Here is a 13,487-nt window from a genome sequence, read left to right as displayed (position 1 = left end):
CTCCATCGAATCTTTGCAAATCCGAAGGAATCACAACTGGCTGAAATCACTCAATCCTTTTTGAGGTCGCCTATCAGAACGATCTACAGGAACAGGAACCCGCTCACACCTGCTACAAGCACCACGATCCAGGCCGGTGTCGTCCAGGTGCTCAGTGCGACGAAGGCACTCGCGGCGATTGCCATTGCTATAGGCGAGGTTATTCCTTGCGTGAAAACCGGATCATAGAGTGCAGCCGAAAGCAGGCCGACGACGGCCGCGTTTATTCCGAGCAATGCGCTTCTTGCCAGATGTGCTGTTCGAAGCTTTTCCCAAAATGGCAGGGCACCCATGACAAGCAAAGCTGAGGGAAGGAAAATCGACAGCAGCGCGACGGAGGCGCCGACAAGTCCGGATGGAGGGGCTTGATACACGGTGCCAAGATATGCAGAAAAGCTGAATAGCGGGCCGGGGATCGCTTGCGCTGCACCATACCCGGCCAGAAACGCTTCCCTCCCCACATGGCCCGTTTCCACTACCTCCGCCTGCAACAGCGGCAACATTATATGGCCGCCGCCGAACACGAGTGATCCCGAGCGGTAGAAGCTGTCGATCATGTCCAGCATAGGATTTTGGGTGACTGACGCGAGCGTTGGCAGGATGAACAGCAGCGTTGCAAAGCAGGCCAGATAAAGCGCGCCTTGTCTTTTGCTGATGATGATCGCGATCGTGTCATGCTCCATCCTTCCCGAAACGACAGGGCGCAGCCAGAGCAGCCCGGCAGCCGCACCGATCGCGATGACGAGCACTTGTCCGATAGCGGATGGCATTAACATCGCGACGATCATGCCACCCACTGCTACGGCCGCCCGTTCTCGGTCTGGCGCCAGATTGCGTGCCATGCCGAGCACAGCGTTGGCGACGACGGCCACTGCGGCGGCTTTCAGGCCCTGGATCCAGCCGGTTGAACTTTCCGCCGCGAATGCGGAGAACCCATAGCCGAATGCTACGAGCAGAAGTACGGAAGGCAGGGTGAAGGCGCCCCATGCTGCCAGAAGTCCTGCATAGCCTGCCCGCTGCAATCCGATCGCCATGCCGACCTGGCTCGACGCGGCCCCCGGAAGAAACTGGCACAATGCCACAAGGTCGGCATAGGTGGCTTCATCGATCCATTTCCTGCGCACGACGAAAGCATCCCGGAAATACCCGAGATGAGCCACCGGGCCGCCGAACGATGTCAGGCCAAGGCCGAGAAAGACCCGGAACACCTCCAATGCCGAGCCTTTAGGCGATGGGTTTTTACACAATTTGGGTTCCAGGCTTCGCAGCGATGGAGCAGATAGTGCCGACGCACAGATCAGCAGCATCTTCCAACGCCCCGGAGTTGTCCAATTGGTGCAGGGTCCAGTCGCCGACAGGAATCTCCACCTCCAAGGCTCTGGCTAGACGGGCCTCGATCTCTGTCGAGGTTTCGCGGCCGCGCGCGAGGAGGCGTTTTCTCAGGGCAGAGGGCGAGGCCGTGATCTCGACGACGTGGAGGTTGGAGAATTTCGACGCGATGGCATCGAGTGCGCGCCGGGAAGCGTTTGCAACGACGGTGCGCCCCATTCGGTGGTCCTGCAAAAGCGTCGAAGGTAACCCATAAGATAGTCCATGTGCCCGCCATGTCACGCAGAAACGCCCGGCCGTCTCCGCTTCACGAAAAGCGTCTTCGTCAAGGCAATCATGATCCTCGGAACTAGGATCGGCTCTGCGGGTCACCACTCGGCGCGCGAAGACGAAACAATCGTCGTTGGCCAGGCGTTGGCGGGCGATCTCCAGCAGGCTGTCCTTGCCGGCCCCGCTTGGGCCGACCACGGCAACGAATGCAGGGGGACGCATCAGGCAATGCGTTCGCCGCAACGCCAGACGGAACGGACGATCGGCGGCATGCCCGCCTCCGCCTTTACCCGCGCGAGATCAGCCCGCTTGGCTGGCGCTATTTCGCCGCGATCGGCAAGTCCTGCCACCTCGGCCGGATGCTTGGAGATCAGGCGCACCGCGTCCGCAAGCCCGGCTTCTCCGCTGTCGGCCAGCACGAACGCGGATTGAAGGAGGCTGAAAGGTACATAGTCGGAGGAAAGCACGTCCAATGTCCCTTCGCGATACAGATCGAGTGCGGAAATATTGCCTGAATGCGAGCCGCCGCGAACGACGTTCGGAGCCCCCATCAGCACTTTCAGGCCGGACGCGGCGGACGCGCGCGCGGCTTCGATAGTGGTCGGGAATTCCGCAAGCGCCGTCCCCAGCGCCAGCGCTTCACTCACATGCTCGTGCGTTGCGTCGTCATGCGAGGCGAGCACTATCCCCTCGGCCCGGCATCGCTCGGCGATGACAGGTCGGTTGCGCGGGGAATTCTCGCTAGACTGGAGCATTCGCCTCTCGCAGAATATCTCGAATTCGCTATCGGAAAGCTTCATCTTGCGCTGGTAATAGGTCCGATACGTATCGAGGCTCGTGAACTGGCGCTGGCCGGGCGCGTGATCCATGAGCGAGGCGAGGCGCAGGCGCTCATTGTTCTGGATGCTCTCGAAGCCTTCGATCACGTCGCTTGCCGAAACTTCGCAGCGCAAATGGATGTAGTGATCGGCACGAAGCCGACCGCTCTGGACGGCAGACGCGATCGTGTCCGCCATTTCACGCATGTCGGGGCCGGTGATGCCTGCATTCTCGTCCGAGCCCACCCGCAGCGCATCGAAAACGGTGGTGATGCCGGAGGCCGATACCTGCGCATCATGGGCCTGGATGGAGGCCATCTTGTTCCAGCGTACCTGCGGCCGCGGCAGGTAATGGCTCTCAAGGTGATCGGTATGGAGTTCTACGAGACCCGGAAGCAGATAGTCTCCGCCCATGTCCTCGCCCGATCGCGCGGCACCTTCGCCGATCTCGGAGATCATCCCGGCGCGTATGACGACATGGCCGTCCACCACCCGTTCCGCCAGGACGATCCTGGCGTTGGTCAGTACCAGTTCGTCGGTCATGCGGCACCTGTTGGTATGGAAGAGTGGGTGGGTTGCAGGGGATGCCACGCGTGAATCCCAAAGGGTACGCCAGCTTCGTCTTCCGCGAAGATCGCCAGCCCGTCGAAGGTGAGCGGGGCATCGATGAAGTCGGCAAACTGTTCGCGAAGCCGCGCTTCGATACCGGCGGCATCTTGCGAAGCGATCTCGCCGGTCAGGGTCATGTGGAAACGAAACTCGTCCAGCACATAGGGATAGCCCCAGTCGCCCAGATGCCGCCGTTGCCGGTCGGTAAGGAGGTCCGGACGGCGCCGTGCGGTTTCAGCTTCCGATAAGGGTGCGCGAAAAGGCTCGAAAGCATGCAGCGCGGCGCGTTCCAGCAGGGCGAGTGGCGGGCATGGCTCGCCGGGCACAAGGGCGAAGAAATTGCCGATGCGCGAGAGTGTCAGCGGGGGCAGCACGAAGCTTTCCTGCTGTGCAACGAAGGCCGTTAGTGCATCGTTCAGCATGGCGAGATTTGTGCCCTCCGTTAGCCGGAACGGTGCCTTCAGCGTGGCGTGAAAGCCGTAGCGGGCGGGTTCGCCTACCATAGCGTCGATCGCCGGATCGGGCGCGCGCGGCGGCGCTTGCACATAGGCGTCGCGGCCGAGCCATAACGCAGCGGCCTTCGTCAGCGGCGCATCTGGGGACGGCGTGAAATAGATGGCGGCGCGCATCAGATGAAGAACTTGCGCAACTGCTGGGAGAGCAGATCGGTCAGCGTGACGGTCGCCACCACCACGATGAGCATTGCGGATGCCTGTGGATAGTAGAAACCCCTGATCGACTCGAAAAGCACCTGGCCGATACCGCCGGCACCAATCAGCCCGAGAACCGTCGCGGCGCGCACGTTCGATTCGAAACGGTACAGGACGAACGACAGCCATAGCGGCAGTACCTGCGGGATGACGCCGTACACGACCTCCTGCACGCGTGACGCACCTGTCGCGCGGATCGCTTCGACAGGGCGCGGATCGATCGCTTCCACAGCCTCCGAAAAAAGCTTCGCCAAGATACCGGTCGTGTGGATGAACAGCGCCATCACGCCGGCGAAAGGCCCGAGCCCCACGGCCACCACGAACAGGACCGCAAAGACCATCTCGTGGATGGCTCGGCACAAATCCATCAGGCGGCGTACTGGCTGGGTGACGTACCATGGCGCCATGTTGCGCGCCGACAAAATGCCGAAGGGCACGGCGAGCACGACTGCCAGGAACGTGCCCCACAGCGCGATCTGAAGGGTCGTTGCGGTCTCTGTGAGGTAATAACGCCATTCCTCGAAATTCGGATGGGCGAAGCCCTTGGCGTATTGCTGCATGTTACCGGCATCGGTGAACAGATAGGTCCAGCGCTGCATTTCGGCCGGTGCCCAGCTCCATATCAGCAGCAGCGCCAACCCGCCCCATATCGCCGTATTCCAGATGCTGCGCGTCCAGTCGCGGCTGATCTCAGCGCGGAAGGCTGGTCGCTCGACGATGTCGGTCATTTCAAGGCCTCTGATTAGCGAGATCGCGCCGGCCGCAGTCATCATGACGGAACGGCCGGCGCGTTGAGTTCAATGCAGGATCGGCGCTTAATTCAGCTCTGGCCGTTCTTCTTGATCTGGTCCTCGTAGCCGGCTTTTTCGGCGTCGAGCTTTGCGATCGCAGCTTTCTTCTCGTCGGCGCTCATCTTGTCGTCGCCTTCGATCTTGGCGATCGACTTGGAGAGTTCCATCACCCGGATCGGCAGCAACTGGTCGTTGGTGGAGGCCCGGAAAGGCGCCCAGTTGAGCCCGGCCAGGACTTCCTTTTCCTTTGCGGCGTCGCCCTTTGACTGGTCCGTTCCATAGGTCAGGAAGAAGGACTTGATCTTGTCCTTGGCCTCTTGCGGCAAATCATTACGCCAAACGATCGGATCGGACGGGATCAGCGGCGACTTCCAGATCACCTTGATCTTGGCGAAGGCTTCCGGATTGTTCTGTTCGATCAGCGCAAGGTTTTCGGTGTTGTTGGCCGCCGCATCGACCTGGCCGTTGGCGACGGCCATGGCGTTGGTTTCATGGTTGGCGTTGGTGACGTTCTTGAAGCACTTCTTCGGATCGACATTGTTGGCGGCGAAAACGAAGGTGGTCGGCACCAGGAAGCCAGAGGTGGAGTTGGGATCGCCAAGGCCGAAATTCAGCGTCTGGTCGCACTTCAGCAGATCATCGACCGAGTTGAGCTTGCTGTCCTTCGGCGCAAGGATCAGTGACCAGTAACCGGGGTTGCCCGAGGAATCGACGGTCTGGACGAAGACCTCGCCATCGGCGCGATCGACCGCTTCCATGGCCGACTTGTTTCCGTACCAGGCGAGTTGCACCTTGTTGAAGCGCATGCCCTCGATCACGCCGGCATAGTCGGAAGCGAAGAATGGCTTGATGTCGAGGCCGGTCGCCTTTTCCATGTCGGCCAGGAAGGGTTCCCATTTCGGCTTCAGGTTCTGCTGGGATTCCGTGGAAATAATGCCGAAATTGAGTTCCTCGGCGTAGGCCGTGTGTGAAAGAGTAGCGGCCAATGCGGTAACCGCGATGGTCTTGAGTATGGTTTTCATGCCAATCGTCCCTGTGTTGACTGAGTTAATGGTCAGGCTGCGGCGAGGGATTGGGCGCCGGAGCGCACTTTCCCAAGCAGTCGCTTTTTTTCCGGCTTGGCCCGCGCGGCATCGGGCAGGATCAGTTCTTCGGAATTGGCTCCGTAGAGTTCCCTCAGAAAGTCGTTGGTAAGGGCTGTTGAGGGCCCATCGAACACCACGCGCCCGTCGCGCAACGCGATGGTGCGCGGGCAGTAGCGGCGCGCGTACTCCACCTGGTGCAGCGACACCACGCACGTGATCCCGTCATCCCGGTTGATGGCCGTAAGGACTTCCATGACTCGGCGGGCCGAGGACGGGTCGAGCGAAGCGATCGGCTCGTCGGCGAGCATGATGCGGGAGCGCTGGACGAGCATGCGCGCGATGGCCGCGCGCTGCTGCTGGCCACCCGACAGCGTCGAAGCCCGCTGCCAAGCGACCTCCGGGATGCCGACCCGGCCAAGAGCCTCGCGCGCGGCGCGCTTTTCTGCGGCGGTGAATAGGCCGAGCGTGCCGCGCCAGCCGGGAATGCGTCCAAGATTACCGATCAGTACATTGGTCAAGACCGGCAGGCGCGCCACCAAATTGAACTGTTGGAAAAGGACGCCGATCTCCCGGCGTATTTCGCGAGCGCCACGCGCGAGACAGCCATCTTGCTGGATGGGCTTTCCAAAAACCTCGACAGCACTGTCGGCATTGCGCGAGATATCCAGGCCGCAAATCTGGCGGATCAGAGTGCTCTTGCCCGAACCGGAAGCGCCGATCAGCGCCACCATCTCGCCCCGCCCAATGTTCAGGCTGACGCCGTCGAGGGCCATCTTCTTGCCGAAGCTTTTGGAAAGATTTCTCACAGATATGTCAGGCATTATTTCCTCGCTTGCACCAAGGGAACACCTTGCAGCTTCTAGATTTCTCGGATGACAGAGAGATGACTGGAGGACGACATTTCGACATCCTTTCCCTCAGGCGAGCCGTATTTGCCGAGAAAGGCTTCGCCATCGAGGTTGCGGAAATCGCCCAGCGCAAGACGAAGCCTTTCATGGCTCCAATCCCACCAGGCCAATGCGTCCATCCGCTTGCCAGCTTCCATCGAAAGCCTTTCCCGGATGAGGCGCGCCGGAACGCCACCGACGATCGCATAGGGTGCCACATCCTTCGAAACGACGGCTCCCGCGCCGATCACGGCGCCGTTCCCGACGCGCACGCCGGGCAAGATCGTTGCGCCATGGCCGATCCATACGTCATGACCAATGATGACGCGGTCGGCGCGCCGCCACTCGAAGAACGAGTCCTCATTGCCAGCGTCCTCGAAGTAGTCGGCGGCGCGATAGGTGAAATGATGGAGGCTGGCCCGCCAGGTCGGGTGCCGGGTGGCGTTGATGCGGACAGCAGCGGCAATATTGGCAAACTTGCCGATCTCGGCACACCAAATCTGACAATCCTGCATGACATAGGAGTAGTCGCCTAGTGTCGCCTCCGAGACGCTGCTGCGCTGAGCGACCTCGGTGTAGAGACCGAGTGCCGAGGCCGACACTTCTGCCGTCTCGTGTACCAGCGGCGTTTCCGATAGCCTGGTCATGCGGCGATCTTTTCGGGTGCGAAAGCGGTCACGTCGATGATCTGGTCGGCCACGGCCGCACGCATTTCGGCGTCGTGGAAAATACCAAGCAGAGCTACGCCGGCTCGCTTTTTCTCTGTGATAAGGCCTGCCACCACGTCGCGGTTTGCTGCATCCAGGGAGGCGGTCGGTTCATCGAGCAGAAGAACCGGATGGGGTGTTATGAAGCCTCGTGCTATGTTGACGCGCTGCTGCTCCCCGCCTGAGAAAGTGGCGGGTGGCAAGCCCCAGAGGCGTTCGGGCAGATTAAGCTGCGCCAGCAATTCGCCTGCGCGGGCGCGAGCCGCGGCTCGCGTTTGACCGAATGAAACCAGCGGTTCGGCAACGACATCCATCGCCGCAATACGCGGCACGGTACGCAGGAACTGGCTGACATAGCCGATTGTGTCGCGCCGCACTGCAAGCACGGTGCGGGGGTCGGCGGTTGCCAGATCGATGAAACGGCTTCCATGATTGATGAGAATCTGCCCGGTATCGACGGAATAATTGCCGTAGAGCATTTTCAGGATGGAGCTCTTGCCGGCGCCCGATGGGCCGCCAAGGACATGGCATTTACCGGACGTCAGCGAAAAGGAAACATCAGTTACGACAGGCACACGCAAGCCGCCGCGAAGATGCATGGTGAAGCTTTTCGAGACTTCCGAGACGACAACTGGCGTCGGCATGGCGCTTAGACCTGCAGGATTGAGGAAACGAGAAGCTGGGAGTAGGGCGCGTGCGGATCGTCCAGAACGCGGTCCGTCAAACCCGTTTCGACGACGTGTCCGTCCTTCATCACGATCATGCGGTGCGACAAGAGCCGCGCCACTGCCAGGTCGTGCGTAACCACGATCGCGGCAAGGCCAAGGTCGGCGACAAGACCGCGCAACAGGTCGAGCAGGCGCGCCTGCACGGAAACGTCCAGCCCTCCAGTCGGTTCGTCCATGAAAACGAGGCGGGGGCCGGTTATGAGATTGCGGGCGATCTGCAGGCGCTGGCGCATGCCGCCGGAAAACGCACGCGGTTCGTCGTCGACACGCTCTCCGTCGATCTCCACGCGCGATAACCAGTCGAGCGCGGAACTGCGGATGTTGCCGTAGTGGCGATCCCCGATCGCCATCAATCGCTCGCCGACATTGGCGCCGGCGGAAACGGTCATGCGTAGTCCGTCGGCGGGGTTCTGATGAACGAACCCCCAGTCGGTCCGCATAAGAAAACGGCGTTCCGCCTCGCTCATCCGGTAGAGGTCACGAACAGTACCGTCGCGCATACGGTAGGAAACCGATCCCGATGTCGGCAGGATGCGTGTCGAGAGGCAATTGAGCAATGTCGTCTTGCCGGACCCGGATTCGCCGACGACCGCAATCACTTCTCCCGGCCACAAGTCGAAGGAAACGCCTGTGCAACCGATCCGCGAGCCGTAGAATTTTGACAGGTCGCTAATGCGAAGTAGGGGTTCGTCTTTCATTCCGCAGCCCTTTGCGCGTCGGGCGACAACTGACCGTGAAATCCGTCAGCTTGTCTCTTTTCACAATGATCCGTGTCGGAGCAGACGAACATACGATCACCCTGATCATCGAGGACGACTTCGTCGAGATACACGCCTCTTGCGTCGCATAGCGCGCATGGATGGTCGAAGGTCTGGACCTCGAAAGGGTAGTCCTCGAAATCGAGGCTGACCACTTCGGTGAAGGGCGGTATGGCGTAGATGCGCTTCTCACGGCCCGCGCCGAAAAGCTGGAGTGCCGGCGACATGTGCATTTTCGGATTGTCGAATTTTGGCGTAGGGGAGGGGTCCGTGACATAGCGGCCCGCAACCTTGACCGGGTAGGCATAGGCGGTGGCAATGCGGCCGTTTCGGGCGATATCCTCGTAGAGCTTCACATGCATCAGGCCGTATTCCTGAAGCGCGTGCATCTTGCGCGTTTCGGTCTCACGCGGTTCGAGAAAGCGCAGCGGCTCGGGGATAGGCACCTGATAGACCAGCGTCTGCCCGGCCTCGAGCGGCTGTTCGGGAATGCGGTGGCGTGTCTGGATAATCGTCGCCTCGGCTGTTTTCGTTGTCACCGCGACATTGGTCATCTTGACGAAGAAGGCGCGGATCGAGACGGCGTTGGTAGTGTCGTCCGCGCCCTGGTCGATGACCTTGAGTACGTCGTCAGGCCCGATGATGGAGGCGGTCACCTGCACGCCGCCGGTACCCCAGCCATAGGGCATCGGCATTTCGCGCGACGCGAACGGTACCTGGTAGCCTGGAATGGCGATGCCCTTGAGGATCGCGCGGCGGATCATCCGCTTGGTCTGCTCATCGAGATAGGCGAAATTGTAGGCTACGGTTTCTTCGCAGGGCGCGACGTCATCGTTGGGCGCGTTCATTGTGCGGCCTCGCGTTGCACGTCATCCTGCTCGGCGCGCATCCGACGCACGAGATCGAGTTCGGCCTGGAAATCTACATAATGCGGCAACTTCAGGTGCTCGACGAATCCCGTCGCCTGGACATTGTCCGAATGAGAGATGACGAATTCCTCGTCCTGCGCGGCAGCGACGATGTCTTCGCCCAGTTCTGTTGCCCGCAGCGCACGATCACAAAGAGACATGGCCATGGCCTTGCGCTCGCTCTGTCCGAAGACGAGGCCGTAGCCGCGCGTGAATTGCGGCGGGCTCTTCGCTGATCCCTTGAACTGATTGACCATCTGGCATTCGGTAAGGCGAATGCGGCCGAGGGTGACTGGAAAACCAAGCTCGGGAACGTCGAGTTCGATCTCGACTTCACCGATCCTGATTTCGCCGACAAATGGATGACTGCGGGCATAGCCGCGCTGCGTCGAATAGGCGAGCGCCAGCAGGAACCCTTCGTCGCCTCGCGATAGTGCCTGCAGCCGGCTGTCGCGGCGTAACGGAAACTGCAGCGGTTCGCGCGTAATGTCGCCGGTCACATGCCCGTCAGGCAACTCGCCGTCGGCCTCGATCAATCCCTCGCCCGCCAGAATATCGGAAACTCGGGGAAAGGCCTCGAGCGGCTCATCGCGCAGCGCGGGCTCGGCCACGGGCAATTCCTTGCCGAGTTCGGGATCGAGCAGGCGGTGGGTATAGTCGAAAGTGGGGCCGAGCATCTGCCCACCCGGAAGATCCTTGTAGGTGGCCGAAATCCGCCGCTCCACCTTCATCGCGGCGGTATCGACCGGGAGCGTATAGCCGAAACGCGGCAGTGTGGTGCGAAAGGCGCGCACCAGGAAGATCGCCTCGATCAGGTCGCCGCGCGCCTGGACAATGGCCAATGCCGCGAGTTCCGCATCGTAGAGCGAGCCTTCGCTCATCACGCGATCCACGCCAAGCCCCAACTGCGCGACGATCTGGTCGAGCCGCAAAGCAGGCACATCGCGGCTTCCACGCCTGCGATCGGCCAGAAGCCGGTGCGCGTTGCTGATGGCCGCCTCACCGCCCTTTACGGCGACATACATCCTATGGCTCCATCTATGGCTTGGGGCTGATGCGCGTGGTGCGCGGCAGGCAGGCAACGGCGTCGGGCGCCGCCAGAACAAGATCCACGCCGCGCGGAAAGCGTGCATGGTTCTGCTTCCATTGCTCGACGAAATGGCGCGGCATGGGTGCGGGTGCGATCGTGGCATCCCGCTCTATACCTGGTCCTTGAAGCACGAGATTGCCGCCGGATGTGAGGCTCGACACCTGAACGATCAATGTCATCGAGCGGTCGGGGTATTCCTGGGTGCCTTGCGCGAAATTCTCCAGGCTGATCAGGTTTTCCGGGTCGGCCACAAGCGCGAAATGGGCGTCAGCCGGCGTGTGTGCAAAGGGAGCGGAGGTGTGGAAGGACAGCCAGTCCACGACCGCAGCCGCCCTGCGCAGCGGCGGATCGAGCCAGACTGGCGTGTCGTGATCGCACAGCGTCAAGGCCACTGCGGCCGCTGTCGGAGACAGGGGCAAGGGCGGTTGTACGAGGACGGCGACTGGCTGCATGGTCCCAGGGCGCGCCATCGCGTCCATCACTGCGTGAAAAACCGCTTGCGCGTCAAAGACGGGCGCACGAAATCCGCCGACGATATGGTCGAGTTCCGGCATCAATCCTCTCCGCGTACCATGGTGAAGAAGTCGACCTTCGTCGCGGCCGTTTCGGCGTGCCGCTTCCTATCGGCCGCCCCCGCCTTTTCCAGAAGCGGGGCGACGATCTTGCTTTCGACACAAGCGCGCGTCGATTCCTCGCACCAGTTGCCATCTAGGATCGCAGCCAGACGCACTTTTTCCTTGTCGCGGCCGAGCGCGTAGGCATGGCCGATCTTCCCCGACGGCAAGCGGATTGTCGCGCGTGTCACGGTTGCCTCACCCATATTGAACTGCGCCCCGCCGCCGCCGATGCGACCACGCACGGTCACAAGCCCGGTTTCAGGCCCCCGTAGAGTTTCCGCGTCGAGGGCTATCCCTGCCTGTACCGACAGCGCGTGGAGATCCTCGCGGGAGGCCGAGGCGAATGCCGTCATCGCGATCTTGCGCGCGGCGTGTACGCTCTCTTCACTGGCCTGATCGGGTTCCATTTCAGCCCGCCTGCAAAATTGTCTAGTGTTCTATACAACTAGATGACATATGCTTACAGCTACCGGCGTTTGATGACGTCCCGATGACATTGCGAGAGAAAATGGCCGCCAGACCCAACAATCATCAGAAGGATATGAGGGCGCGGCGCAGCGGCGTTGCGCTATGGCGGCAGATTGCCGATCAGCTTCGCCGTTCCATCGGCGAAGGCGCGTTCGGGCAGAACGACAGGCTGCCCTCCGAAACAAGTCTTGCTGAACTGTACGCCGTCAACCGCCATACATTGCGCGCCGCGATTGCCGCGCTGGTGCAGGAAGGCGTACTGCGCGCCGAACAGGGTCGCGGCACCTTTATCGAAAGGCGCGGACGCCTCTCCTATCCGATCGGAGCGCGGACCCGCTTTTCCACCGGACTTGGGGGCCAGGTGCAGGACACGCGCGGTATTCTGCTCGACCATGCCCACGAAGCGGCCGATGTACACAGCGCCGAGGCTTTGGGAATTGCGGTTGGCGCGCCCGTCATTCGCCTCGAAACACTGAGCGAGGCGAACGGACGGCCCGTCTCACGTTCCACCAGCGTGTTCGATGCGGCGCGTTTTGAGGGGATCGAGCGCGCCTACCGGAAAAGCGGGTCGATGACGGCCGCGCTTCGCGAACTGAACGTGGCCGATTATGCGCGCCGCTCGACATTGATTTCTGCGCGTCACGCGAGTGCGGCTGACATAGCGGACCTGCGTCTTTCGCCCGGCGCAATCGTCCTGGTCACCGTCTATGTCAATGTCGATGAGGCAGGCGCGCCTATACAGTTTTCTCAAACGCGCTTCGCGGCAGATTGCGTTGAATTGTCGGTCACCTAACGGTGTGTACGGTGAAAAGGATAGGCGGCAACGGTAGCAATCGACCATAAAATGGCGAGCAACAGAGTGGCGCAGCGAACGGGAGAAAGTACGAACCAAATTTGGCGGGCCCTTGAAGACATGTCGAGTTGGAAAAACGTTTTGGAGAGCACGCGCCCACGTTAAGTCTGGAAGGTTTCCGCTGTTCCAAACAGCGGCAGGCCGGACAGAACCGGCCTGCCGCTGAACTCGTCATCCAACGACCAAAAATAGCGCCACCAGCACGTTGGTAACGCAAGGATTCAAATTTGACCACTTCTGGTCTCCGGAACGGACTTAACTGGCCATATCAGACATCCAGCGGAGGGGACGGTACTGCCGTCGAACCTTCTCTGCCTTCAAACAAGACTGACGGCGGCAGCGTGCGCCTCAGGCTGCTCTTCCCCTGGAGACTCGACGACAACCAAGTCGAATTCCTCCCGTCCGTTTACCTTGTCGACCAACAATTCTCTATCGGTCCGTATCGCTTCTCCTCGAGCCGAAGGATTGCGCACAACCGTCAGTTGGGCTTGATGGCGACCGCCTTCGCTAAAGCTTATCCTATAGATGAAGTATCGCTCGCCCAGGTTATTTGCGGCGAGCCACTCATTGTCCGAAAACCGCACAGCGCCGGACTTTGTCTCAATGAACCGGCTGACCAGGTCAATTCGACCAGGATTCTTGCGGAATGTGGCGCGATCTTCCTCGCTGTCGAAAGTTAGATAGTCGCATCCAAAAGCTCTTGTGCCTTGCAAGTGGGCAACGAACTGGGGCCAACGGCCGTTTGGCCGGCCCCCCTCAGGTGATCCGGGTTTAATGTTAGTGCATGACGGGTCGTGGCGCTACGGCCGGGGTGGCCGGC

General features: G+C 61.0%; 16 protein-coding genes. 1 reads left to right on the top strand and 15 read right to left on the bottom strand.

Annotated elements, in window-relative coordinates:
* Positions 1-83: 83 nt before the first annotated feature.
* The 14 genes from chrA to phnG form a co-directional block, all read right to left on the bottom strand.
* Positions 84-1,346 carry a chromate efflux transporter gene (chrA, locus tag ACX3P1_RS26740; protein ID WP_459082634.1) on the bottom strand — a complete coding sequence of 421 codons (1,263 nt, stop codon included), beginning with the start codon at positions 1,344-1,346 and terminating at the stop codon, positions 84-86.
* Positions 1,279-1,860: a phosphonate metabolism protein/1,5-bisphosphokinase (PRPP-forming) PhnN gene (phnN, locus tag ACX3P1_RS26735; RefSeq protein ID WP_459082632.1), complete on the bottom strand. Its 582-nt coding sequence runs from the start codon at positions 1,858-1,860 to the stop codon at positions 1,279-1,281. The genes chrA and phnN overlap by 68 nt, the downstream gene beginning before the upstream one ends.
* Positions 1,860-2,999, bottom strand: a complete 1,140-nt coding sequence (locus ACX3P1_RS26730) for an alpha-D-ribose 1-methylphosphonate 5-triphosphate diphosphatase (protein WP_459082630.1) — start codon at positions 2,997-2,999, stop codon at positions 1,860-1,862. Before ACX3P1_RS26730 ends, phnN begins: the two co-directional genes overlap by 1 nt.
* A complete protein-coding gene (locus ACX3P1_RS26725) occupies positions 2,996-3,694 on the bottom strand; it encodes a DUF1045 domain-containing protein (RefSeq protein WP_459082628.1) in 699 nt (232 codons plus the stop codon). The genes ACX3P1_RS26730 and ACX3P1_RS26725 overlap by 4 nt, the downstream gene beginning before the upstream one ends.
* Entirely contained in the window at positions 3,694-4,503 is an 810-nt protein-coding gene (phnE, locus tag ACX3P1_RS26720; protein WP_459082626.1) for a phosphonate ABC transporter, permease protein PhnE, read from the bottom strand. Before phnE ends, ACX3P1_RS26725 begins: the two co-directional genes overlap by 1 nt.
* 92 nt (positions 4,504-4,595) lie before the next feature.
* On the bottom strand, positions 4,596-5,588 hold the full coding sequence (gene phnD, locus ACX3P1_RS26715; RefSeq protein ID WP_459082624.1) for a phosphonate ABC transporter substrate-binding protein: 993 nt from the start codon (positions 5,586-5,588) through the stop codon (positions 4,596-4,598).
* Between the two features lie 32 nt (positions 5,589-5,620).
* Positions 5,621-6,472 (bottom strand): phosphonate ABC transporter ATP-binding protein, encoded by an 852-nt coding sequence (gene phnC, locus ACX3P1_RS26710; protein ID WP_459082622.1) that lies wholly within the window; start codon positions 6,470-6,472, stop codon positions 5,621-5,623.
* A 38-nt stretch (positions 6,473-6,510) separates the two neighbouring features.
* A complete protein-coding gene (locus ACX3P1_RS26705) occupies positions 6,511-7,185 on the bottom strand; it encodes a DapH/DapD/GlmU-related protein (protein WP_459082620.1) in 675 nt (224 codons plus the stop codon).
* The gene (gene phnL, locus ACX3P1_RS26700; RefSeq protein WP_459082618.1) at positions 7,182-7,889 is read right to left on the bottom strand and encodes a phosphonate C-P lyase system protein PhnL; all 708 of its coding nucleotides are present in this window, start codon (positions 7,887-7,889) and stop codon (positions 7,182-7,184) included. Before phnL ends, ACX3P1_RS26705 begins: the two co-directional genes overlap by 4 nt.
* 5 nt (positions 7,890-7,894) lie before the next feature.
* A complete protein-coding gene (gene phnK, locus ACX3P1_RS26695) occupies positions 7,895-8,671 on the bottom strand; it encodes a phosphonate C-P lyase system protein PhnK (RefSeq protein ID WP_459082616.1) in 777 nt (258 codons plus the stop codon).
* Positions 8,668-9,579, bottom strand: coding sequence for an alpha-D-ribose 1-methylphosphonate 5-phosphate C-P-lyase PhnJ (locus ACX3P1_RS26690; protein ID WP_459082614.1), 912 nt, complete (start codon positions 9,577-9,579; stop codon positions 8,668-8,670). Before ACX3P1_RS26690 ends, phnK begins: the two co-directional genes overlap by 4 nt.
* Positions 9,576-10,664, bottom strand: a complete 1,089-nt coding sequence (locus tag ACX3P1_RS26685; protein ID WP_459082612.1) for a carbon-phosphorus lyase complex subunit — start codon at positions 10,662-10,664, stop codon at positions 9,576-9,578. The genes ACX3P1_RS26690 and ACX3P1_RS26685 overlap by 4 nt, the downstream gene beginning before the upstream one ends.
* A 13-nt stretch (positions 10,665-10,677) precedes the next feature.
* Entirely contained in the window at positions 10,678-11,283 is a 606-nt protein-coding gene (gene phnH, locus ACX3P1_RS26680; RefSeq protein ID WP_459082610.1) for a phosphonate C-P lyase system protein PhnH, read from the bottom strand.
* Positions 11,283-11,753, bottom strand: a complete 471-nt coding sequence (gene phnG, locus ACX3P1_RS26675) for a phosphonate C-P lyase system protein PhnG (RefSeq protein ID WP_459082608.1) — start codon at positions 11,751-11,753, stop codon at positions 11,283-11,285. Before phnG ends, phnH begins: the two co-directional genes overlap by 1 nt.
* A gap of 101 nt (positions 11,754-11,854) precedes the next feature.
* Here phnG and phnF point away from each other — a divergent pair, with 101 nt between their 5' ends.
* A complete protein-coding gene (phnF, locus tag ACX3P1_RS26670) occupies positions 11,855-12,607 on the top strand; it encodes a phosphonate metabolism transcriptional regulator PhnF (RefSeq protein ID WP_459082606.1) in 753 nt (250 codons plus the stop codon).
* 377 nt (positions 12,608-12,984) lie between these two features.
* On the opposite strand, the gene ACX3P1_RS26665 is transcribed toward phnF, so the two are convergent.
* Positions 12,985-13,380 (bottom strand): protein NO VEIN domain-containing protein, encoded by a 396-nt coding sequence (locus tag ACX3P1_RS26665; RefSeq protein WP_459082604.1) that lies wholly within the window; start codon positions 13,378-13,380, stop codon positions 12,985-12,987.
* Between the last annotated feature and the right edge of the window lie 107 nt (positions 13,381-13,487).

It is taken from the genome of Mesorhizobium sp. A623, assembly GCF_054489405.1.
The sequence above is the reverse complement of the archived record's forward strand: the minus strand, read 5'-3'. Positions and strand labels throughout refer to the sequence as shown.

What these genes read in the sequence shown, in the direction of transcription:
- chrA (WP_459082634.1), bottom strand. Translation starts at nt 1,346, where the DNA reads ATGCTGCTGATCTGTGCGTCGGCACTATCTGCTCCATCGCTGCGAAGC.
- phnN (WP_459082632.1), bottom strand. Translation starts at nt 1,860, where the DNA reads ATGCGTCCCCCTGCATTCGTTGCCGTGGTCGGCCCAAGCGGGGCCGGC.
- ACX3P1_RS26730 (WP_459082630.1), bottom strand. Translation starts at nt 2,999, where the DNA reads ATGACCGACGAACTGGTACTGACCAACGCCAGGATCGTCCTGGCGGAA.
- ACX3P1_RS26725 (WP_459082628.1), bottom strand. Translation starts at nt 3,694, where the DNA reads ATGCGCGCCGCCATCTATTTCACGCCGTCCCCAGATGCGCCGCTGACG.
- phnE (WP_459082626.1), bottom strand. Translation starts at nt 4,503, where the DNA reads ATGACCGACATCGTCGAGCGACCAGCCTTCCGCGCTGAGATCAGCCGC.
- phnD (WP_459082624.1), bottom strand. Translation starts at nt 5,588, where the DNA reads ATGAAAACCATACTCAAGACCATCGCGGTTACCGCATTGGCCGCTACT.
- phnC (WP_459082622.1), bottom strand. Translation starts at nt 6,472, where the DNA reads ATGCCTGACATATCTGTGAGAAATCTTTCCAAAAGCTTCGGCAAGAAG.
- ACX3P1_RS26705 (WP_459082620.1), bottom strand. Translation starts at nt 7,185, where the DNA reads ATGACCAGGCTATCGGAAACGCCGCTGGTACACGAGACGGCAGAAGTG.
- phnL (WP_459082618.1), bottom strand. Translation starts at nt 7,889, where the DNA reads ATGCCGACGCCAGTTGTCGTCTCGGAAGTCTCGAAAAGCTTCACCATG.
- phnK (WP_459082616.1), bottom strand. Translation starts at nt 8,671, where the DNA reads ATGAAAGACGAACCCCTACTTCGCATTAGCGACCTGTCAAAATTCTAC.
- ACX3P1_RS26690 (WP_459082614.1), bottom strand. Translation starts at nt 9,579, where the DNA reads ATGAACGCGCCCAACGATGACGTCGCGCCCTGCGAAGAAACCGTAGCC.
- ACX3P1_RS26685 (WP_459082612.1), bottom strand. Translation starts at nt 10,664, where the DNA reads ATGTATGTCGCCGTAAAGGGCGGTGAGGCGGCCATCAGCAACGCGCAC.
- phnH (WP_459082610.1), bottom strand. Translation starts at nt 11,283, where the DNA reads ATGCCGGAACTCGACCATATCGTCGGCGGATTTCGTGCGCCCGTCTTT.
- phnG (WP_459082608.1), bottom strand. Translation starts at nt 11,753, where the DNA reads ATGGAACCCGATCAGGCCAGTGAAGAGAGCGTACACGCCGCGCGCAAG.
- phnF (WP_459082606.1), top strand. Translation starts at nt 11,855, where the DNA reads ATGGCCGCCAGACCCAACAATCATCAGAAGGATATGAGGGCGCGGCGC.